The 20,488-nt window shown below is 73.1% G+C and carries 16 protein-coding genes; 5 read left to right on the top strand and 11 right to left on the bottom strand.

The window, feature by feature from the left end:
- Positions 1–55 precede the first annotated feature (55 nt).
- Positions 56–3,559 carry a DNA polymerase III subunit alpha gene (locus ACIQNG_RS23075; protein WP_401487404.1) on the bottom strand — a complete coding sequence of 1,168 codons (3,504 nt, stop codon included), beginning with the start codon at positions 3,557–3,559 and terminating at the stop codon, positions 56–58.
- Positions 3,560–3,994: 435 nt separating this feature from the next.
- Here ACIQNG_RS23075 and ACIQNG_RS23070 point away from each other — a divergent pair, with 435 nt between their 5' ends.
- Positions 3,995–4,867, top strand: a complete 873-nt coding sequence (locus tag ACIQNG_RS23070; protein ID WP_401487402.1) for a lipase family alpha/beta hydrolase — start codon at positions 3,995–3,997, stop codon at positions 4,865–4,867.
- Positions 4,868–4,970: 103 nt separating this feature from the next.
- Here the strand turns inward: ACIQNG_RS23070 and ACIQNG_RS23065 are convergent, their stop codons facing one another.
- Positions 4,971–6,035 carry a lytic polysaccharide monooxygenase gene (locus tag ACIQNG_RS23065; protein WP_401487400.1) on the bottom strand — a complete coding sequence of 355 codons (1,065 nt, stop codon included), beginning with the start codon at positions 6,033–6,035 and terminating at the stop codon, positions 4,971–4,973.
- A 170-nt stretch (positions 6,036–6,205) separates the two neighbouring features.
- Between ACIQNG_RS23065 and ACIQNG_RS23060 the strand changes: the two genes are divergently transcribed.
- On the top strand, positions 6,206–6,655 hold the full coding sequence (locus ACIQNG_RS23060) for a GNAT family N-acetyltransferase (protein WP_401428839.1): 450 nt from the start codon (positions 6,206–6,208) through the stop codon (positions 6,653–6,655).
- Positions 6,656–6,679: 24 nt separating this feature from the next.
- On the opposite strand, the gene ACIQNG_RS23055 is transcribed toward ACIQNG_RS23060, so the two are convergent.
- Positions 6,680–6,814 carry a hypothetical protein gene (locus ACIQNG_RS23055; protein WP_401428841.1) on the bottom strand — a complete coding sequence of 45 codons (135 nt, stop codon included), beginning with the start codon at positions 6,812–6,814 and terminating at the stop codon, positions 6,680–6,682.
- 230 nt (positions 6,815–7,044) lie between these two features.
- Here ACIQNG_RS23055 and ACIQNG_RS23050 point away from each other — a divergent pair, with 230 nt between their 5' ends.
- The gene (locus ACIQNG_RS23050) at positions 7,045–7,686 is read left to right on the top strand and encodes a class I SAM-dependent methyltransferase (protein ID WP_401487398.1); all 642 of its coding nucleotides are present in this window, start codon (positions 7,045–7,047) and stop codon (positions 7,684–7,686) included.
- Between the two features lie 120 nt (positions 7,687–7,806).
- Here ACIQNG_RS23050 and ACIQNG_RS23045 read toward each other — a convergent pair whose 3' ends face one another.
- Both ACIQNG_RS23045 and ACIQNG_RS23040 read right to left on the bottom strand, forming a co-directional pair.
- Positions 7,807–8,313, bottom strand: a complete 507-nt coding sequence (locus ACIQNG_RS23045; RefSeq protein ID WP_401487396.1) for a DUF402 domain-containing protein — start codon at positions 8,311–8,313, stop codon at positions 7,807–7,809.
- Positions 8,294–9,223 carry a GNAT family N-acetyltransferase gene (locus ACIQNG_RS23040; RefSeq protein ID WP_401487394.1) on the bottom strand — a complete coding sequence of 310 codons (930 nt, stop codon included), beginning with the start codon at positions 9,221–9,223 and terminating at the stop codon, positions 8,294–8,296. The genes ACIQNG_RS23045 and ACIQNG_RS23040 overlap by 20 nt, the downstream gene beginning before the upstream one ends.
- Positions 9,224–9,294: 71 nt before the next feature.
- On the opposite strand from ACIQNG_RS23040, the gene ACIQNG_RS23035 reads away from it, so the two are divergent.
- Positions 9,295–9,663 carry a GntR family transcriptional regulator gene (locus ACIQNG_RS23035; protein WP_401487392.1) on the top strand — a complete coding sequence of 123 codons (369 nt, stop codon included), beginning with the start codon at positions 9,295–9,297 and terminating at the stop codon, positions 9,661–9,663.
- Positions 9,664–9,744: 81 nt separating this feature from the next.
- On the opposite strand, the gene ACIQNG_RS23030 is transcribed toward ACIQNG_RS23035, so the two are convergent.
- Positions 9,745–10,839: a DUF5925 domain-containing protein gene (locus ACIQNG_RS23030; RefSeq protein WP_401428852.1), complete on the bottom strand. Its 1,095-nt coding sequence runs from the start codon at positions 10,837–10,839 to the stop codon at positions 9,745–9,747.
- A gap of 76 nt (positions 10,840–10,915) precedes the next feature.
- On the opposite strand from ACIQNG_RS23030, the gene ACIQNG_RS23025 reads away from it, so the two are divergent.
- Complete coding sequence (locus tag ACIQNG_RS23025) at positions 10,916–12,433, top strand: xylan 1,4-beta-xylosidase (protein ID WP_401487390.1); 1,518 nt, start codon at positions 10,916–10,918, stop codon at positions 12,431–12,433.
- A 108-nt stretch (positions 12,434–12,541) separates the two neighbouring features.
- Here the strand turns inward: ACIQNG_RS23025 and ACIQNG_RS23020 are convergent, their stop codons facing one another.
- The 5 genes from ACIQNG_RS23020 to ACIQNG_RS23000 all read right to left on the bottom strand — a co-directional run bounded on the left by ACIQNG_RS23020 (position 12,542) and on the right by ACIQNG_RS23000 (position 20,488).
- Positions 12,542–16,348, bottom strand: a complete 3,807-nt coding sequence (locus ACIQNG_RS23020; protein WP_401487388.1) for a lipopolysaccharide biosynthesis protein — start codon at positions 16,346–16,348, stop codon at positions 12,542–12,544.
- Positions 16,341–17,141, bottom strand: a complete 801-nt coding sequence (locus ACIQNG_RS23015; protein ID WP_401487386.1) for a polysaccharide deacetylase family protein — start codon at positions 17,139–17,141, stop codon at positions 16,341–16,343. Before ACIQNG_RS23015 ends, ACIQNG_RS23020 begins: the two co-directional genes overlap by 8 nt.
- Positions 17,138–18,124 carry a glycosyltransferase family 2 protein gene (locus ACIQNG_RS23010; protein WP_401487384.1) on the bottom strand — a complete coding sequence of 329 codons (987 nt, stop codon included), beginning with the start codon at positions 18,122–18,124 and terminating at the stop codon, positions 17,138–17,140. The genes ACIQNG_RS23015 and ACIQNG_RS23010 overlap by 4 nt, the downstream gene beginning before the upstream one ends.
- Complete coding sequence (locus ACIQNG_RS23005) at positions 18,121–18,978, bottom strand: glycosyltransferase family 2 protein (protein WP_401487382.1); 858 nt, start codon at positions 18,976–18,978, stop codon at positions 18,121–18,123. The genes ACIQNG_RS23010 and ACIQNG_RS23005 overlap by 4 nt, the downstream gene beginning before the upstream one ends.
- Positions 18,979–19,396: 418 nt before the next feature.
- Positions 19,397–20,488: a GNAT family N-acetyltransferase gene (locus tag ACIQNG_RS23000; protein WP_401487380.1), complete on the bottom strand. Its 1,092-nt coding sequence runs from the start codon at positions 20,486–20,488 to the stop codon at positions 19,397–19,399.

Here is a 20,488-nt window from a genome sequence, read left to right as displayed (position 1 = left end):
CTACCTGTCCCGCTCATCCCGCTCATCCCGCTCATCCTTCTCGTCCTCCTCGCCGTCACCCCGCGCTCCCCGGGCTCTGGTGCCACAGCTTCCGGCTCTGTTTGACGGATTCGCCGGGAGGCTGGAGGTCCGCCCAGGGGCTGAGCGTGTAGCCGGTTTCCAGGCGGAGGGTGCGGGAGGGCGGGGCGGAGCCCGGGGGCGAGCCCGGGAGGGGGGTGGCGGTGAGGCGGTCCGTGACCGCCGACAGGCCGCCCGTGCGGCGCAGTTCGGCCAGCTCCGCGAGGTCCCAGGCGGCCGAGCCGGTCACCGACACGGCCTTACCGCTGCCGCCGCCGCGCCGCTGCACGACCCCGCGGACCAGCAGCAGCCAGGAGTGGAAGACGGTGTGCGCGCAAGCGTCATGGCTGTCCTCGAAGAACGCGCAGTCCGTGAGCCCCGAGGTGTCGTCCAGGGTCGCGAAGATGACCCGCTTGCCGGACCGGATCGGCGGGGTCTGCACGGCGCCCTTGGCCCCGGCGACCAGGACCACCTGCCCGTGCGGAAGGTCCCGCAGCCGCCGGGCCGGGACCACGCCCAGTTCGTCGAGCAGTTCCCGGTGGTCCAGCAGGAGATGGCGCGAGGTGTCCATGCCGAGCACCCCGAGTTCGGCCCCCAGCCGCTCCGCGCCGTCCAGGTCGGGCAGATACGCGGGCGCGACGGCGAGCGGGGTCTCCGTCCCCTCGCTCTCGCCCAGGGTCAGCTGACCCGCACCCGAGCGGAGCCGGGCACGGTGCAGTTCGGCGAGGTGCAGCATCAGGTCCCGCCGGTTGCGGCCGAAGGCGTCCAGCCCGCCGACCTGGGCCAGCCGTTCGGCGACCGGACGGGACGGCCGGGCCCGGGAGACGAAGTCCTGGAGCGAGGAGAACGGCCGCCCCTCGACGATCCGCTCCGCCTCGGCCTCGCTCATGCCCCGTACATCACCGAGGGCGAGCCGCACACCGTGCACGGGCCGGTCGCCCCCACCCTGATCATCAGACACCAGTTCGATTCGATAGGCCGTGTCCGACGCGTTCACATCCAGCGGCAGGATCGGGACCCCCCGTCTGCGGGCGTCCGAGAGCAGCAGCCGCTTCGGGTACATCCCGGGGTCGTGGGTGAGCAGTCCCGCGTAGAAAGCGGCCGGGTGATGGGCCTTCAGCCAGGCCGACTGGTACGACGGCACCGCGAACGCCACGGCGTGCGCCTTGCAGAACCCGTACGCGCCGAACGCCTCCACGATCTCCCAGGTCCGCTCGACGGTCTCCTCCTCGTACCCGCGCCGGCGGGCCTGCTGCGCGAACCACGCCCGCACCCGCCCGACCTGGTCGGGCCGGGACAGTGCCCGCCGGGTGTAGTCGGCGAACGCCAGCCCGCAGCCGGTCATCACATGCAGGATCCGGATGATCTGCTCGTGGAAGACGACCACGCCGTACGTCTCGCGCAGCGCTTCGGTGAGATCCTTGTGCGGATAGACGGGGGCCTGCCGCCCGTGCCGCGCCTTGATGAACGGCTCGACCATGTTCGCCGCGACCGGGCCGGGCCGGAACAGCGAGATGTCCACCACCAGATCGTGCAGCGTCTCGGGCTGGAGCCGCGCGACGAGGTCGCGCTGGCCCGGCGACTCGGTCTGGAAGCAGCCCAGGGTCTGCGACGCCTTGATGAGCCGGTACGTCTTCGGGTCGTCCGTCGGCACCTGCGCGGGATCGTCCAGGTCGATGCGGTGCCCGGTGGTCCGCGCGATCTCGGCGACGGCGTGTGCCATCGCGGACTGCATCCGCACCCCGAGCACATCGAGTTTGAGCAGCCCGAGATCCTCCACGTCCTCCTTGTCGAACTGGGACATGGGAAAGCCCTCGGTGCTGGTCGGCACGACCGGGGTGCGGCGCGGCAGCGAGGCGTCCGACAGCAGCACCCCGCACGGGTGCATGGCGATACCGCGCGGCAGCGCGTCGAGCGCCTCGACCAGGTCCCACAGCCGTGGCCCGTACGCCTCCGGGTCGATACCGCGCAGTTCGGGAAGCTCCCGCAGGGCGGCTCGGGCGTCCTGGGCCCGGATATGAGGAAACGATTTTGCAAGCCGGTCGACCTCGTCCGGATCCACCCCGAGGGCAAGCCCGACATCCCGTACGGCATGCCGTACCCGATAGGTCTCCGGCATGGACACGGTCGCCACCCGCTCCGGTCCGAAGCGGTCGAGGATCGCCCGGTAGACCTCCAGCCGGCGGGCCGACTCCACGTCGATGTCGATGTCCGGCAACTCGGCCCGCTGCTCGGACAGGAACCGCTCCATCAGCAGCCCGTGCTCGACCGGGTCGGCGGTGGCGACCCCGAGCAGATGGTTGACCAGGGACCCCGCGCCGGAGCCCCGGGCGGCCACCCGGATGCCCAGCTCCCGGGTGTCGGCGACCACCTGGGCGACCGTGAGGAAGTAGGAGGGGTAGCCCAGCCGCTCGATCAGCCGCAGTTCGTCCTCCAGCCGGTCCCAGCGGTGGCGGTCACGGTCGTAGCCGTGGCGCAGCATCGCGGCGGCGCACCGCGAGCGCAGTACCCGCGCGGGAGTGCGCAGCCCGGCGCCGACGAGCTGCGGCTCGGGGAAGTGCACCCGGCCGAGCCCCAGATCGTCCTCGGGGTCCACCCGGCAGCCCGCGGCGGTCTCCTCGGTGACCTCCAGAAGCCGGCGCGCGGTGGTGGCGCGGTACCCGGCGGCCTCCGCCACCTGCTCCGCGATCCGCGCCATGTCCCCGGTGGGCTTGAGCCAGCGCTCCCCGCTGTCGAGGGTGCCGTGCGGATCGATCGGCACCAGCCGACGCGCCGAGTCCAGCACATCCGCGACCGGTCCCTGCTCCGCGTCGGCGTACCGTACGGCGTTGCTGAGCACCGGGGTGATCCGCTGCTCGGCGGCGAAGCCGAGGGCCCGGGCGGCCAGCCGCAGCGAACCGGGGCCGGTGCCGCTCAGCCCGTGGCAGACGACCTCGATCCGCAGGTCCCCGTCCCCGTACCGCTCCCGCCAGGGCGCGAGCAGCCGGGCGGCCCGGTCCGGACGACCGGCGGCCAGGGCCCGGCCGACCTCCGAGTCCGGGCCGAGCAGGACGACGACCTGCCCGTCGTCCGCACCGCCCAGCGCGTCCCAGGGCAGCAGCGGGCGTCGTCCGCTCGCCCCGTCCGGGACAGTGGCGTGCGCCGCGGTCACCAGCCGGCACAGTTCGGCCCAGCCGGCCGCCCCGTCCCGGGCGAGGAACACCGCGCGCTGCGCCGACTCGTCCACGAACGCGCCGCCCCTGACCGGGGTGCGCCGGCGCTCCGTACGACCGGCCGCCACGACCGGCGCGGCCACGGCGAGGTCCACCCCGAACAGCGGCCGGATGCCGGACCGCCCCGCCGCCTTGGCGAACCGGACGGCACCGCCGAGGGTGTCCCGGTCGGTGAGGGCGAGTGCGTCCATGCCCCGCTCGGCGGCCCGCTCGGTCAGCCGCTCCGGGTGCGACGCGCCGTAGCGCAGGGAGAACCCGGAGGCGGTGTGCAGATGCGTAAATCCCCGCATCCGAACCACCTCGCCACCACTGCCCCCTGTTGTCGTCCTGCTCGTTGTGATCGTTGTGCTGGTCGCGATCGTCGTTCCTGTCGCGCCACATCCGTCTCACCAGGCTGGTTCTCTCACCATAGACCAGTGTCGAATGTTTGTGCGATTCGATCTCCGGGGTGGGGTGCGAAGGCTGTGCGCGGGTGCCTCCGCGCCCGCACCTCGGCTGCTGCGGATCGCGCCGGGCGGACCGATGCGGCCCACCCGGTGCCCGTCCGCCGGGACCGGCGTCGCCCATGCGCCGATCGGTGTCGTCGAGCGCTGCGAGGTTTTACCGACCCGTAACTTCCCTCTTGAATTACTCGTCCGTAACTTGACGAGTGAACAGCATCCCGTGATCCGGATCACAGGGCGTCAGATCGCCGTACCTCCCTTGAGCCGCAAGGAGATCACCCGATGCTGCCCTGGAAACGCCTGCTCAGACCGCTGACCGCACTGCTGCTGACCGGTGCGCTCGCCCTCGCCCCCACCGCCACGGCCACCGCCGCCCCGCAGGCCCCGGCCGCGCCGAGCAGCGGCTGGAACGACTACTCCTGCACACCCTCCGCCGCCCATCCCCGCCCCGTCGTCCTGGTGCACGGCACATTCGGCAACTCCGTCGACAACTGGCTGGGCCTCGCCCCGTATCTGACCCGGCGCGGCTACTGCGTCTTCTCCCTCGACTACGGCCAACTCCCCGGAGTGCCGTTCTTCCACGGCCTCGGCCCCATCGGCAGGTCGGCGGAGCAACTGGACGGATTCGTCGACAAGGTGCTCGCCGCGACCGGCGCCGGAGAGGTCGACGTCGTGGGCCACTCGCAGGGCGGCATGATGCCCCGTCACTACCTCAAGTTCCTGGGCGGGGCGGCCGAGGTGAACGCCCTGGTCGGCATCGCCCCCGACAACCACGGCACCACCCTGTCCGGCCTCACCGGACTCCTGCCGTACTTCCCCGGCGCCAAGGACCTGCTCACCACCGCCACCCCCGGCCTCGCCGACCAGATCGCCGGCTCGCCCTTCCTCACCCGGCTCAACGAGGGCGGGGACACCGTGCCCGGAGTGACGTACACGGTCATCGCCACCCGGTACGACCAGGTCGTCACGCCGTACCGCAGTCAGTTCCTGGACGGGCCGAACGTACGCAATGTGCTGCTCCAGGACCTGTGCCCGGTCGATCTCTCCGAGCACGTGGCGATCGGGCTGTTCGACCGGATCGCCTTCCACGAGGTGGCCAACGCCCTCGATCCGGCCCGGGCCAAGCCCACCACCTGCGCCTCGGCGTTCAGCTGAGACGCCCGACCCACGACGTACGTCCGGGGCCTGACCGGCCTGAGCCGCTGGTCAGACCCCGGACTCCTGCGCCCACCTGCCCCCGGGTGGGCTGCGCGTGGGGTCAGCCGCCGGTGCGGCTGCCCGTGGTGGCCCGGCGGCGGGCCGAGGCGAACAGCGCGGCCGAACCGAGCGCCAGTGCCGCCGCGCCGCCCACGGCGATCAGCGCGGTGTTGCTGTCCCCGCCGGTCTCGGCGAGGTTCTCGCCGCTGCCGCTGCCGCTGCCGCTGCCGCCGTCCCGCACCGGCTCGGCCGAGGCGGCCTCGGCGGCCTTCGGCTCGTTGCCCGAGGAGGTGTCCTCACCGCCGCCCGCGCCCGCGTCACCCGCGTCACCCGCTTCACCCGCGACGGTCGCGTCGGACGTCGTCTGCGGGTCGTGGTCGCCGTGGCCGTGGTTCTCCACCGTCGACTTGTCGTTGCCGGCGTCTATCTGCTCCTGGGAGGGGGCGGACGCGGTGGGCGCCGGGGTGCTGCCGGAGCCGCCACCGCTGGCGCCGCCGAAGGCGACGTCCGAGCAGGAGTAGAACGCCTCGGGGCTGTCCGAGCGCTGCCACACCGCGTACAGCACATGCTGGCCGGAGCGCTGCGGCAGGGTGCCGCGGAAGGTGTAGTAGCCGCCGGAGGCGGTCGGGTTGGTGACCGTCGCGACCGGCTTGGCCAGATCCAGGTCACCCCAGGCGAGCGCCTTCGACGGGTTGAAGCCCGGCTTGGTCAGATACACCTTGAAGGTGCCCCGGTGCGGAGCCGTCACCCGGTACTTGAAGGTGTACGACCCGGCCTTCACGCCGGTCGTCGGCCAGTCGGAGCGGGCCAGGTCCAGGCCGCGGAAGGTGGGGTCGTTGGCGCTGCACAGCTTGCCGTCCGGAATCAGCTGCTGGTGGCGGCCGTCCGCGTTGCCGATGCGGATGCCGTTCCAGTCGTAGAGCGCCTGGGTGCCGGCGGCGGCGACAACAGCCTTGCACGCGGCGGTCCTGGGGTTCTCCGGTCCCTCCGCGAAGCACTGCGAGACCCGGCTGACCGGGTCGCCCATCGAGCCGTGCGCCGACGCGGGCGCCGTGGACAGCGCGGTCAGGGCGAGTGGGGCGATACCGACGGCGGCGACGGCTGCGGCCTTGCGGCGAACGGACATGGGGGACGCTCCTTGCGTTCACATGGCGGATCGTGTTGATCCCGTTGGGGGGTGCTCAGAAGCTAGCCCCAAGGCACCGCGAAATCGCCTGCTGGGAACGGGGAGGGGGCATCCTTATGGTGCGTTTAAGGGAGTGCTCAGACTGGGCTGAGGTAGGTACGGTTCGAGCCATGGACGACATACGGATCCGGCCCGCGGTGGCCGCCGACGTACCGGCTGTAAAGGCGGTGACGGATGCCGCGTACCACCACTACATCGCCCGGATCGGGCTGATTCCGCAGCCCATGGAGGCGGACCACGCGGCGGAGGTGGCGGCCGGGCTGGTCTTCGTGACCGGGGAACCGGTGGCCGGGCTGGTGGTCGTCGAGGCCCGGGCGGACCATCTCTTCCTGGACAGCATCGCCGTGCACCCCGACGCGCACGGCCGGGGTGCGGGGCGGCGGCTGCTGGAGTTCGTGGACGCCCGCGCGCGGGCGCTGGGCCTGCCCGAGGTCCGGCTCTACACGAACGCGCTCATGTGGGAGAACCAGAAGCTCTACCCGAGATTCGGCTACGAGGTCGTGGAGCGCCGGGTGGACGGGCCCTACGACCGGATCCACTACCGCAAGCGGCTGCGCTGAGCGCACCGGCGGACCCGGCCCGGGTCAGCTCTCCGGCCACCAGGTGCGGGCGATGTCCTTGCGCACTTCGGGGCCGGCCGCGGGGCGTTCCTCGTGCTCCTCGCGGACCCGTCGGGCGTCGCTCTTCTTCAGGGGCTTCTGCACGGTCATGCGGCGCATGGCTGCCTCCTTCAGTGCCTACCGGGTTCCGTGGCGGCACGGAGGTAGACCCTTTGGGGGAGAATTCCTCATGGATGCCGGTCTGTCTGTGGCGGGGATCACGATTCGTCCGCCCTTCGACCGTCCCTCGATCCCTCATCGGCCATCCATGGCCGCCCTTCGACCGTCCGGCTCGGCGGTCCGGGGGCGGCGGAGGTCGGATTGTCAGTGCCGGGTGTCACTCTGGGTGCATGACGAACAACGCGGATGGTACGAAGGCGTCGCACACGGAGCGGGACGCCGTGCCGGGCGGCGTCGACTGGGACGCGCAGGCCGAGCATTTCGACGAGGAGCCGGACCACGGACTGCGCGATCCCGAGGTGCGTGCCGCCTGGGCCGTCCGGCTGCGCTCCTGGCTGCCCGAGCGCCCCTGCGACCTGCTCGACCTCGGCTGCGGCACGGGCAGTCTGGCCCTGCTCGCCGCCGAACAGGGCCACCGGGTGACCGGGGTCGACCGCTCACCGGCCATGGTCGAGCGGGCCAGAGCCAAGCTCGCGGGGCGTGACGCCGCGTTCCTCGTCGGTGACGCGACCGCGCCCCCGGTCGGCGAGCAGCGCTACGACGTGGTGCTCGTCCGGCATGTGCTGTGGGCGCTGCCCGATCCCGCGCGCGTGCTGCGGCAGTGGCGCGGGCTGCTGCGGCCGGGCGGCCGGCTGGTCCTGGTCGAGGGGGTGTGGGGCACGGTCAGCCCGACGGGCGTCCCGGCCCAGCGGCTGACCGGTCTGCTCGCCCCGGTCGCCACCGACCTGCGCGCGGAGTCGCTCGCGCACGACGCCGCGCTGTGGGGCAGAGAGGTGACGGACGAGCGGTACGCGGTGGTGGCGGTCATGTGACGGAGGAAGGGGATGCCGTCGGTCGGGGAGGTCATCGAGTGAGGTGCCATCGGGTGGCGGTGCCGTCGAAGAGGATGCCGTGTCGGGAGGGGCAGCGCCGGGTGTGACCGGCGGGTGGTGTCACGCCAGCAGGGCCGTGAAGTTCCCGCCCCGGGCCAGTGACTCCAGTTCGTCCAGTGCCGCCACGGCCGCCGCCGCTGCCTCGGGGTCCCGCTCGGTCAGACCGCTCTGCGCGAACTCGTCCTCGTCCAGCCGCCGTACGTCCGTGCCGTCCGCGGAGCGCCACAGGTCCAAGTCCAGATCCTCCACGGTCAACCCGCCGCCGGCCAGTACGGCCGGACGGGTGATGTCGCAGTACCAGCCCTTGACCCGGCCCCGGGCGTCCCGCACCTCCTTCACCGCGTACCAGCGGTCCCGCCAGTAGTACTCGGTGAAGACATCACCGGACTCGAACCGTACGAAGCCGAAGTCCCGGGTGGTGTCACCCGCCCAGGGCGCGCGGACCACGATCCGTACCCCGTCGTCGGCCAGCAGGTCGGCCGGGTAGCGGATCTTCGTACGGCCCGCCTTGACCAGGACGACCTCGACGGTCACCGGGCGGGTCGGGTCAGCCGAGGGCGCGGCCATGGCGGACCTCCGTCGCACAGATCCGGTAGCCGAACCAGGTGTTGATCGCGAGCATCGGGCCGTTGCCCGCGTCGTTGCCGGTGATCGCCTCGACGCAGCCGGCCGCGCGCGCCCGGTGCAGGGAGTCGGTCTTGGCGAGCTTGGCCAGGCCCTTGCCGCGGTGGGCGCGACGGGTGCCGGTCATCGCGGAGCTGTAGCGGCCCCGGCCGTCGGTGTTGGCCGCGCTGAACGCCGCGGGCGCGCCGTCGACCAGGACGACGGAGGTCAGGGCGTGGTTCAGCAGCGGGTGCCGCCAGGTCTCCTCGACCCAGGCCGGATAGTCGGTGATCTCGGCGCCGATGTCGCCCGGCTCGTCGGCCGTGGCCTCCGCGTCCAGCTCGAACATCGGGCGGGGGTCGTCGGCGAAGTCGGCGCCGGTGCACAGGGTGACACCGGGAGGCACGGGCGGGAGCGGGGGGAGGGTGCCGTGCGCCAGGTCCAGGCGGAGGAAGTGGCCCGTACGGCTGGCGGTGTAGCCGTGACGCTCGGCGAAGGCCCGGTGCTCCGGCTTGTCCAGGACCCAGGAGAAGACCTGGGTCGCGCCGCTGGTCGCCAGATGGTCCTCGCCCGTGCGGACCAGGAGCGATCCGGCGCCGTGGCCGGTGCGGTCCGGGGCGACGTACACATCGAGGTAGCCCTGGCCGGGTTCGGGGCTGTCCAGGGCCAGACCCGTCTGCGCGGTGCCGATGATCTCGCCGTCCCGCTCCGCGACCAGCAGCCGCACGTGGGCGTCGGGGCGGCTGCGGTCCAGATCGTGGAGCAGCGACTCCGGGGTGACCAGCAGATGGGGCAGGGCACGGCGGCGGGCCTCGGCGAAACCCTCCAGGTCGGCCCGTACCCCGGGGCGGATGTCGCGGACGATGACGGTCATGTGAGCGCACGCTACGTGGGGGCGCCGCCGGCCGCCTCCGAATTTCGGGCCGGTGCGGGAGACTGTGCGGTGTGACTTTGAAGATCCGGATCGATGACAGCGCGCCCCCGTACGAGCAGGTGCGGGCGCAGATCTCCGAGCAAGCGCGGTCGGGAGTACTGCCGGTGGGGTACCGGCTGCCGACCGTGCGGGGGCTCGCCGAGAACCTGGGCCTCGCGGCGAACACCGTCGCGAAGGCGTACCGGGCGCTGGAGGCCGATGGAGTGATCGAGACCCGCGGGCGCAACGGCACGTACGTCGCCGCCGCGGGCTCGGCGGCGCAGCGGGAGGCGGCGTCGGCGGCCCAGACGTACGCGGAGCGGGTACGCCGCCTGGGAGTGCCGGAGACCGAGGCGCTCACCGCCGTACAGGATGCCCTGCGGGCGGCTTACCGGGCGTGAGGGTCGGGCGGGGCGATCGGGCGTGAGGGTCGGGCGGGGCGGGCGTGACGGCCGGGCGGGGCGGTCGGGCGCGGGGCGGGGTTACAGGTACAGCCCCGCCTCCGTGCCGCCCCTCGGTTCCGGCAGGGCCGTCGGGGACGTCCCCCGGCGCAGCGCGTACAGCTCGGCCAGGGTCGCGCCCTCCCGGCCGACGCCCTCCTCCGCGCCGAGCCAGCTGATGGCCTCGGGGCGGGTGAGCGGGCCGACCTCGATCCGGGCGAGACAGCGGCCCGGACGGACCACGGCGGGGTGGAGGCGTTCGAGATCCTCGTTGGTGGTGACCCCCACCAGTACGTTGCGGCCCTGACCGAGCAGACCGTCCGTCAGATTGAGCAGCCGGGACAGCGCCTGTCCCGCCGTGTGCTTGGCCTCGCCGCGGATCAGTTCGTCGCAGTCCTCCAGGAGCAGCAGCCGCCAGCGGCCCTTGCCCGTGGAGTCCTCCTCACCGATCGCGATGTCCATCAGATAGCCGACGTCGGAGAAGAGCCGCTCCGGGTCCAGGACGCAGTCCACCTGACACCAGTCCCGCCAGGAGCGCGCCAGCGTCCGCAGCGCCGATGTCTTGCCGGTGCCCGGCGGACCGTGCAGCAGGAGCAGCCGTCCGGCGATGTTCTCCGGGGTGGTCTTCATCAGACCGTCCATCGCGTCCGCCACCGGCGCGGTGTAGTTGGCCCGCACCTCGTCCCAGGTGCCCGCCGCGATCTGCCGGGTGGTCCGGTACGGGCCGCGCCGCGGCGACAGGTACCAGAACCCCATCGTCACGTTCTCCGGCTGCGGCTCGGGCTCGTCGGCCGCGCCGTCGGTCGCCTCGTCCAGCACCTTCCCGGCCAGTTCGGCGCTGGTCGCGGTGACCGTGACATCGGCGCCCCGGTTCCAGCGGGAGATCAGCAGCGTCCAGCCCTCGCCCTCGACCAGGGTGGCGCTGCGGTCGTCGTCACGGGACTCGCGCAGCACGCGGGCGCCCTGGGGCATCAGGGTCGCCCCGGGCCGTACGCGCTCGATGTTCGCGGCGCGGGCGTACGGCTGCTCGCCCGTCGCGAAACGGCCGAGGAACAGCAGATCGACGACGTCCGACGGGGAGTCGGAGTCGTCGACGTTGAGCCGGAGCGGCGGGACGTCGTGCGGAAGAGCGGACATGCCGCCATGATCGGGCACCCGCGCCCCGCGCGCACGCGGTTTCCACCCGTCGGTCCCCCCGTTACTGTTGCCCCCGATGGGACGTCATGGGTGGCTCTCAGGGGTGGGGCGGTGGCGGCTCACCGCACTGCTCGGCGTGGCGGCCGTGGCGATCGCCCTGGTCGTGACCCTGCTCAACACCCTTCCCGGCGACGGCTCCCCGGCCGGCACCACCCCCGACGGCGACCGGGTCCACGGCACCCCCGCGACCCCGGCGAGGACCGGCCCCGACGTCGGCTGGGGCTTCACCCACACCCAGTTCAGCGCCGACGCGGGCAGCCCCGAGGCCGTCGCACGGGTCGAGGAACGCCTCACCGGAACCGGCCCGCGTACCGATACCGATACCGATACCGATACTGACACCGGCACCGGCACCGGCACCGGCACCGGCACCGGCACCGGCACCGGCGCCGCCCTCCCGCAGAACCAGCACATCATGGGCTGGGGCGCCGACAACCCCGAGCCGGCGAAGGGACGGTACGACTTCGCCGCCCTGGACCGCCGCATCGACTTCGCCCGCGCCACCGGCGCCACCCCGGTGATCACCCTGTGCTGCGCGCCCGACTGGATGAAGGGCGGCGAGCCCGGCACCACCGACTGGAGCCGGGCCGCCCTGGAGACCGCCCCCGACCCCGCGCACTACGACGACTTCGCCGCCCTCGCCGCGACCGTCGCCCGCCGCTATCCCGACGTACGCCACTTCGTCGTCTGGAACGAGTTCAAGGGATTCTGGAACGACGCCGAGGGCCGCTGGGACCAGGAGGGCTACACCGAGCTGTACAACAAGGTGTACAACGCGCTGAAAGAAGTGGACGAGACCCTCATGGTGGGCGGGCCCTACCTCGTGATGGACAGTGTCGACCCCCGGCGGACCGACCTCGCCTCCACCTCCCTCCGGGGCCCCTGGGGCGCCCTGGACCGGCGGGTCCTCGACGCCTTCACCTACTGGAACACGCACAAGGCGGGCGCCGACTTCGTCGTCGTGGACGGCTCCAGCTACACCAAGGACGACGAACTGCTCCCGGACGAGTTCACCGCCACCGACAAGTTCACCGCCGTGGGCGAGTGGGTGCGCGCGCGGACCGGGGACCTGCCGCTGTGGTGGGCCGAGTACTACGTCGAACCCGCCGACGGCGACGACGACCGCACCGGCTGGTCCGAGCCGCACCGGGTCGCCGTCCAGGCGGCCGGACTGATGGCCATGGCTGAGGGCGGCGCCGGCTCCGGCTTCTACTGGAACCCGCAGAACGAGAGCGGCCCCGACTGCGCCGGCTGCCTCTGGTCCCCGACCGACACTCCCGACGGCGGACGCGAACTGCCGATGGGAAGGCTCCTCTCCTGGTTCAGCGCCGCCTTCCCGCCCGGCACCCGGTACCGGGAGGTGTCCGTCGCCGAGGGCGACCGGGCCGACGTACGCGTCCTCGCCTCCGACCGCACCACCCTCGTCGTCAGCACCCGGGACCGGCCGGTCACCGTCCGGGTCGACGGCGAACGGCTCCGCCTGGACGCCTACGAGGTACGCCGACTCACCCCCACGAACCGACCGACCTCCTGAAGGGGCGCGGGGAACTCCGCAACCAGCCCCCCCGCACCCGCCCCCCGCACCCACTCACCCCCACCCGCACCCACGCACCCGCACTCCCCGCCCCGAACGGCGACCGGCCTACTTCATCGTGAGAAACCGCTGCACCAGCGACGCGAAGAACACCGCCAGCAGCGGCAGCGAGAACCAGAAGCTGCCCTGGAGCCACCCCGACTGCCGCGGACCGGGCCGCGTCGCCACCCGGACCACCTCACGCACCGTCAGCAGCACGATCAGCACCACCGCCGCGAACCCCCCGACCACCGACCACCGCGTCCAGGTCACCCGCGGCCCGACCGGACCGGGCTCCGCCTCGGGCACCGCCCCGGCCGGCCGGTCGCGCAGCGCGTAGATCGACACCTCCCCGTTGGCGAACGGTGTCGTCAGCTCGGGCCGCTCGTCCAGGTTCCGGAGCAGCCGCCGCTCCCAGTCCGCCCCGTACCCCGCGTCCATCGTCAGATAGGTCGACTGGCTCCGGCTGACCATCAGATACGAGTTCGGCCCCGCGTCCTTCAACGCCTTGACCAGCCCCGACACCAGCACCGGGTCGGTCGGCGCGAGCGTCGGCACATAGCTCACCTTCTCCATGTCCCGCGCCCCCCACGGCAGAGCCGGGGTCACGTTCTCCTCGGTGTCGTCGCTCAGCCACAGCAGCCGTACCGTCGGATCGTCGTGCGCGTACACATACTCCATCGCGGCGACCTCCCCGGGCCGCACCCGTTCGAACGGCTCGTTGCCCCAGCGCGCCACCAGGAACCCGCCCATGAGCACCAGCCCCACCAGCAACGCCGCCGACGGGCCAAGGCTCATCCGGTCCCGGTCCCGGTCCCGCTCCCGATCGCGCTCCTCGGTGGCGGTGCCGACACGCGGGAACAGGGCGAGCGCGGCGAGCAGGGCCGCGCCGGGCAGCGCGAACAGGAAGACCCGCAGCGCCATCTCACCGCCGTACGACTGCATTCCGAAGCCGAGGAACGGGACGAGGGCGAGGATCGGCAGCGAGCGCTCGCGGTAGCGGTGGAGACGGCGGCGCCACCAGCCCCAGCAGGCCAGGGCCATGACCCCGCCCGCCAGCAGCACCCGGGTGTACAGCACCAGCCGATGAGTCGCGTCGCCGCCCTCGATCCGGCCGGAGACCGACGAGGAGACATTGCCGCCGACGCCCCCGACCCCGCCGAACAGCTCGTCGAAGTGCCCCGACCAGTACGGCTCGCCGAGGAAGCCGATCCAGGCCGTGACCATCACCGTGCCCAGCAGCGGCAGCCCGCGCGGCTCGGACCGGCCGGCCAGCACCAGCACCGTGAGCACGCCCAGCATCACGAACGGGGTCAGCTGGTGCGCCGGGACGCTCACCGCGAACAGCCCGATCACCACCAGCAGCAGCACGGTGCGCTGCCGCCGGTCCACCGGTTCCCCCTCGGCCTCGCCCGGCCGCATCCGGCCCCGGACGACCTGCGGGGCGCGGAACCACACCAGCAGCAGCGCCACGAACACCAGGTAGAGCAGATAGGTGAAGCCCTGCGGCGAGAAGTAGTCCTGCCCGACCCAGCCGCTGAGCACAAAGATCCAGACACCGGTCCAGCGGGCCCGCCAGCTCGCCTGCAGTGACCGGGTGAGCAGGAACACCGGGGCCAGGTAGAGCAGTTGCATCGCCGTCGGCCACCAGCGGATGACCTCGGTGAAGTCGCCCACCCCGCCCGCCTGCGCGACGAACGCCGCTACCGCGAAGAAGCCCGGCCAGCTCCATCGCGCGTCCAGATCGGGTACGGCGGACCCGGTCCGCTCGATGTGGTCCAGGAAGCCCAGATGCTGCCAGGCCGTCGCGAACCGCGGCTCGGTCTCGATCACCGCGGGCAGCGCGTGCAGGGACACCACCGTGGCGAGCAGCGTCACCAGCAGCAGCGCCCGGTGCTCCCGGCCGCGCCACAGCAGCGCGGCGAACACCACCACCAGCAGCGCCGCTCCGGCCAGGGTGGGCAGCGGCAGCACGGAGATCAGGCCGAGCCCGCCCATCCGGTCCAGATCCGCCTCGTCCAGCCGCACGGCCGGCACCCAGTACAGCAGCAGGGCGACGACCAGCAGAGCGCCGAGCACAAGTGGCGGCGCCGCCGGTACGGGGGCGGGTTCCGGGGCCGTACGCCGCTCGGGCTCCGCGGCGGTCGGCCGCTCGGGTTCCGCCGCTTCACCCTCTGAAGCCTCGCCCTCCGGAGCGGCGCCCGTCCCGCCCCCCTCCGGCCGCCGGGCCCAGGCCGGCGGAGTCCGTACCACCGGCACAAAAACCGGCACAGGCACAGAGACCGGCACAGGAACCGGCTCCGGCACCGCCACCGCCACCGGCACCCCGGTCGGCGGTCCCCCGGTCGGCGGTGTCCCGGGTCCGGGCCGTACGTCCGGCCGCCGCTCCATATGGTCGAAGTCGACCGGGATACCGAGGGCGAGGGTGTCCGGGTCCAGCGCCCAGGCCGGGCCACGCCTGCGGGACGGCCGGTCCGCGGGCGCGGTCTCACGCGGCCCGAGGTCGGCGAGGTCACCGTCGGGCGCCACGGCGTCGGGGACCGCGGCGGGCGCGGCGGGCGCGGCCCGGACCGTGCGGTACAGCCTGGGCGCGGCGATGGCCACGATCACCGCGAGGCTGCTGACCTCGGCGACCCCGGCACCGGTCAGCCCCATGCGCGGAAGCAGCAGCAGCGTCAGCCCGAGCACCAGCGCGCACAGCAGACCCTGGAGCCAGGCCAGTCCGGCGGTGCGGCTCTGGGCGCGCAGCACCGCGAAGTACGTCTCCATCACGACCCGGAGCACCGCGCCGACCGCGAACCAGCGCAGCAGCGGTGTCGCCGCCTCCGCGTAGCCCGCGCCGAACACCCCGAGGATCCAGGGGGCGCCGAAGAAGAGGACGGCGGCGACCGGCAGCATGATCCGGGCCATGCGTCCGAGCGCGGCCCGGGTGTGGGCGGCGAGCCGGGCCGGGTCGTGCGAGCCCTCCACGGTCAGCGAGGCGCCCATGTTGATGGCGAGGAGATTGACCGTGCCGCCGATGGTGACGGCGACGTAGAAGTACGCGTTGTCCGCGGCGCCGACCCGCGCGGCCACGATCACCGGGACGAGATGGACCACGGCCAGGGAGAACAGGGAGCCGGTGTAGTCCCCGGCGAGGAACCGGCCGACCTCCCTCGGCGTCGGCGGCTCGGCCCGTCCCTCGGTCGCCCGCACATGCCGGGGCACCAGCCGCCGGAACACCAGCCAGCCCAGCGGCAGCACGGAGGTGGCGATGGCCGCGACCCAGGACACGAACACCCCGGCGACCGGGACCGCCGCGGCGAACGCGACCAGCAGCCCCAGTTTCACCGCGGAGAAGACGGTGTTGCCGACCGGCACCCAGGGCGCGCCGCGCAGCCCGGTCAGCACCCCGTCCTGGAGGGTGAGCAGATTCCAGCCGACGACCGCGACGACGAAGGTGAGCGCGGGCAGCGGCCCGTGCAGGAAGCGGTACGACGGCCCCCAGAGGTCCAGGGTCAGCAGGAACGCCCCGGCCGCCACCGCGACGAGCAGCGAACTGCCCGCGTACGTCCGGAGGATGAGACGTCCGGTGGCGTGTCCGGCGACCGGGATGAAGCGGGCCAGCGCGCCGGTGAGGGTCAACGCGGTCAGCCCGGCGAGCAGCTTCATCGCGGCGATCGCGGCGGAGCCCTGGCCGACGGCGGACTCCTCGTAGAAGCGGGCGGCGGCGAGCCAGAAGCCGAGGCCGAGCACGGCGGAGACCCCGGTGTTCAGCATCAACGCGTAGGCGTTGCGGAACAGCGGGCTGCCGCCGGGGCCGCCCGGGTGCGCCGCCCCGCTGCGGGGCCCGGCCGGGTGGGGCTCGGTGGCGGTGGACGTGGACGGGTCAGCCACCGGACCGGGTGGCCTTCCGGCGGACCTGGCGGGCTCGGCGGACCAGGGCGTACCCCTTGGTCAGGGCGCGGTCCTTGGCGAAGGCGCGGCCGATCGCGCGGCCCTGGAGGAGCCGCTCGAACTCCCCGGCGTCGGTGCGGCGCCGCACGGTCACCCGGCGCAGCGCGTACGGCCCCTGCCGGCGCTCGGCGAGCGCGTTGCCGACGGCGAGGGCCTGGGCGTAGCCGGCGGACCGCACCTCCTGGCGGACCCGGCGGTCGGAGTGGCCGTACGGGTAGGCGAACGACCGCGGCGGGGTGCCGAGCCCCTCGGCGACGAGGTCCCGGCAGCGGGCCAGTTCGGTGCGCAGGGCGTGGCCGCCGAGCTGGTCGAGCTGTGGATGGGTGTGGCTGTGGCCGCCGATCTCCACCCCGGCGGCGGCCAGTTCGCGGACCTGGTCCCAGCCGAGCATGGTGTCGAGGCCGCCGCCGTTGTCGTGGGGGCCGCGCAGCCAGCCGGTGGTGACGAACAGCGTGGCCGGGAAGCCGTGCCGGGCCAGCACGGGCAGCGCGTGCCGGTGCACCCCCTCGTACCCGTCGTCGAAGGTGATCAGCACCGGCCGTACCGGCAGTGCCCGCCCCCGGCGCCATCGCGCCGCCAGTTCGGCGGCCGTCATCGGTGTCATCCCCAGCCCCTCCACCGTCGCCATCTGCGCCTCGAACGCCTCCGGTGACACCGACAACCGCCGGGTCGCCTGCTGGGGCACGGCGGCCACCGAGTGGTACATCAGCACCGGCACCCGCGCGTCGGTCATGGCCGCCCCGTCCCGACCGGTTGCGCCGGGAACGTCGTACCGCCGCGCCGGGCCCGTACGCTCCCCACGACGTACCCGCCGGCCGCCGTCAGGACTCCCGCGACGACCGCGCCCGCGCGGGCCGCGCCGCCGGGGCGGGTCAGGGCGGCGTCGCGCAGGCCGCGGGCGACCGCGGCGGGCAGGACGCGGGTGGCGTACCGGCGTTCGGACTCCAGGCCCTTGGCGGCGCCGACGCTGCGGGAGACCAGGGCCTTGGACAGGCCCTCGGCGTAGACCCGGGTGCGGAAGTAGGCGAAGTGCTCGCGCGGGGCGGGCACCCGGTGGTGGATGACCGCCCGGTCGTCGAGCAGCAGGACGGCGTCCGGCAGGGCGCGGGCGAGCCGGATGCACAGTTCCGTCTCCTCGCAGCCCAGCGGGCGCCGGTCGCCGTCGCGGCCGATGCCGGTCGCGAAGCCGCCCACCGCGTCGAAGGCGCTGCGGCGGAAGGACGCGTTGCCGCCGAGGACGTTGCGCACCCGGGCGATCCCGCGCGGCTGCCCCCGGTAGGTGCAGCCCACCACCCAGTCGAACTCCTCGGGCAACCAGACCGGCCGCCGCCCCGACGCCCACACCGGCTCGGTCCGGCCGCCGACCGCCATCACCCGCGGGTCGGCGTAGTGCGCGGCGAGGCGCAGCAGCCAGTCCCGCTCGGCCACCGCGTCGTCGTCCAGGAAGGCGATCACCTCGCCCCGCGCGGCGGCGATCCCGGTGTTGCGGCCCGCCGACAGTCCCCGGGGGCCCGCGTTGGCGAGGACCCGGACACCGGCGGTCCCCTTGTACCGCGCGCCCAGCCGTTCCAGGAGCGCCGGGTTGTGGTCGATCACCAGCAGGGTCTCCAGGGCGGGGCGGGACTGCCCCCGCACCGAGGCGACCGCGGCGAGGATGTCCTCCCAGCGGTCCTCGGTGTAGGCGCAGACCACGACCGAGACGAGAGGACCGGTCAAGACAGCTCCCCGGGTACGGTGTCGAGCAGCCGCGGGCGGCCCGGGCGGCGGCGCAGCGCCCGCCGGTTGGACCGCTCCCTGAGGATCACCCGCAGCACCCGCAGCCCGTCCCGCACGGCCCGCAGATTGCTGGTGCCGTGGATCCGCAGATACTCGTGACTCGGTATCTCCTGCACCTTGAGCCCCGCCTTGACGACCCGGATGTTCATCAGGGTCTCCACCTCGAAGCCGGTGCAGTCCAGGTCGATCCGGTCGAGGCAGTGCCGCCAGAACGCGTTGTATCCGTAGCAGAGATCGGTGTAGCGGGCGCCGAACTTCCGGTTCACGACCGCGCACAGCGCGCGGTTGCCGAGTCTGCGGACGAACGTCATGTCGTCGGTGCCGCCGCCGTTGGCGAACCGCGACCCCTTCGCGAAGTCCGCGCCGGAGACCAGCGCGGACACATAGGAGACGATCTCGCCGCCGTCGGCCGAGCCGTCCGCGTCGACCATCACGATGATGTCGCCGGTACACGCCCGGAACCCGGCGATCAGGGCGTCCCCCTTGCCCCTGCCGCGCTGTCCGACCACCCGCACCCCCGGCCACAGCCCGCGCGCCACCTCCACCGTGGAGTCCGTGGAGTGGCCGTCCACGAGCACCACCTCGTGGATCCAGCCGGGCAGGGTTCTGAAGACGTACGGGAGGTTCTCCGCCTCGTTCATCGCCGGGATCACCACACTCACCGGCGGCGTGATGGCCAGGTGCGAGGAGATCGGACGGTACCGGACGGCCGCGCCGGGCCCCGAGGAAGGGCCGACGGAGGCCCCGGTGGAAGGTTCCTCACCCGTGCTCGCCGGGTGCAGTACAGAACTCATGAGTACGGTCCCTCTCGTCCGGTGGACCGCCCGCCCTCGGGCGGCCCGGCTCTGTGTCCGGTTCGAAAGGGGGGTTCTCACCTACGGCACATCGCGGCTGACGCTCCGTGCCCGGCAGATGAGCCGGCTGTACGCCGGAGGCCGGAGATCGGCACCCGGTCGCGCGGCTCGGCCCGCCGGCCCTCGGGCCACCGGGCGCGACACCCCCCTACCGCGCTGCTCCGCACCGGCACCACCCGGGCCCTGAGCCCTCCCCTGGAGCCCTGGGTGATGATCTGAAGCGGTTGAGTTGTACGACTGAGTTGTACGACTGGGTGATACGGCCGAGCGATACGACTGAGCGATACGACTGAGTTGTGCAACGGTATTGATGAATGAGTATTTATGACAAGGGCTGCACCGACGCCTCACACTTTTGTTATTTTGACCGAATCTTTCCCCACCGCTTGAGCCATCGGTCGGCGGGGTCGAACAGTTCCGGCCGGGCCACCACCGCGTTGCGCAGCGCCCGCGCCGGCGCACGCCGGGCCCGATGTCCGACCGCCACCGGGTGACGGCGGGTCACCCATCCCTCGGACACCTGGATCTCCCGGGTCTTCAGGGCGTCCTTGTACTCCTTCCGGCCCCGGCCGAGATCGAGATGCCCGATCCCCTCGGCCGCCGCCGCCTCCGCCATCCGCAGATGCAGCACCAGACCGGGCGAGTACTTCGCGAACGCCGGGTCGTACGCCGGGAACCAGCAGGCCAGCACCCGCCCGGTGCGCAGCCCGAAGTGCGCGGCGACCGGCCGCCGTCCGGCGTACAGCACCGACAGGATCCCGGCGAACGGCCCGGAACGGGTGTGGAAGAGCTGATGCGCGAGGCCGGTGATCCACTCGTGTGCGAACCGGTCGCCGCGGCCGGTCCTGCGGTACTGCGCCGACTTCCACCCCATCAGCGTCCGCAGCACCGCCGGATCCCGCTCGTCATGGACGTATCGCACCTCGCCCACGTCCCGTCCCAGTCTGCGCTCCTTGGCGAGGGTGGTCCGGGTGAACTTCGGCGACCGCTCCCGCAGACCGGCCAGATAGACGTCGTAGCCCCGGTCCACATCGATGACCGGGGACGCGAAGGTGCCGGAGGCGTACGCCTCGAACGGCCGCTGGCCCGCCACCAGGTGGTCGTACTCGAACACCGCGAGGCCGCAGGCCCGCAGCAGTTCGCGCGCGTCCCAGGTGAACCCGGGCCGGTGGACCACGCCCTGCGCGTCGGAGACCCCGAGGCCGACGGCCCGGCCGACGCCCGTGGCGGTGCGCTGGAACGGGAAGTAGGCGACCGGCTCGCCGCCCTCGCGGACCACCGCGATCCGCACCCCCCGCCGGCACCGGCCGACCGCCAGCGCGAACTCCGGCGCGAGGAACGGATTGCCCAGCTCGGCCGCCCCGGGCACGGGCGCCGCGCTCTGGAGCGCCGTCCAGGCCGCGCGGTCGGCCGCGCTCAGCTCCCCGGTCCGGTGCACGCTGATGTCCAC

Origin of the sequence: Streptomyces sp. NPDC091377 (genome assembly GCF_044757045.1) — a bacterium.
Taxonomy (GTDB): Bacteria; Actinomycetota; Actinomycetes; order Streptomycetales; family Streptomycetaceae; genus Streptomyces.
This window is presented reverse-complemented; position numbering and strand designations above follow the sequence as displayed.

Coding starts and splice junctions, on each gene's coding strand:
- ACIQNG_RS23050 (WP_401487398.1), top strand. CDS start 7,045: ATGACGAACAACGCGGATGGTACGAAGGCGTCGCACACGGAGCGGGAC.
- ACIQNG_RS23040 (WP_401487394.1), bottom strand. CDS start 9,223: ATGACCGTCATCGTCCGCGACATCCGCCCCGGGGTACGGGCCGACCTG.
- ACIQNG_RS23015 (WP_401487386.1), bottom strand. CDS start 17,141: ATGACCGACGCGCGGGTGCCGGTGCTGATGTACCACTCGGTGGCCGCC.
- ACIQNG_RS23075 (WP_401487404.1), bottom strand. CDS start 3,559: ATGCGGGGATTTACGCATCTGCACACCGCCTCCGGGTTCTCCCTGCGC.
- ACIQNG_RS23065 (WP_401487400.1), bottom strand. CDS start 6,035: ATGTCCGTTCGCCGCAAGGCCGCAGCCGTCGCCGCCGTCGGTATCGCC.
- ACIQNG_RS23005 (WP_401487382.1), bottom strand. CDS start 18,978: ATGAGTTCTGTACTGCACCCGGCGAGCACGGGTGAGGAACCTTCCACC.
- ACIQNG_RS23025 (WP_401487390.1), top strand. CDS start 10,916: ATGGGACGTCATGGGTGGCTCTCAGGGGTGGGGCGGTGGCGGCTCACC.
- ACIQNG_RS23030 (WP_401428852.1), bottom strand. CDS start 10,839: ATGTCCGCTCTTCCGCACGACGTCCCGCCGCTCCGGCTCAACGTCGAC.
- ACIQNG_RS23060 (WP_401428839.1), top strand. CDS start 6,206: ATGGACGACATACGGATCCGGCCCGCGGTGGCCGCCGACGTACCGGCT.
- ACIQNG_RS23055 (WP_401428841.1), bottom strand. CDS start 6,814: ATGCGCCGCATGACCGTGCAGAAGCCCCTGAAGAAGAGCGACGCCCGA.
- ACIQNG_RS23070 (WP_401487402.1), top strand. CDS start 3,995: ATGCTGCCCTGGAAACGCCTGCTCAGACCGCTGACCGCACTGCTGCTG.
- ACIQNG_RS23045 (WP_401487396.1), bottom strand. CDS start 8,313: ATGGCCGCGCCCTCGGCTGACCCGACCCGCCCGGTGACCGTCGAGGTC.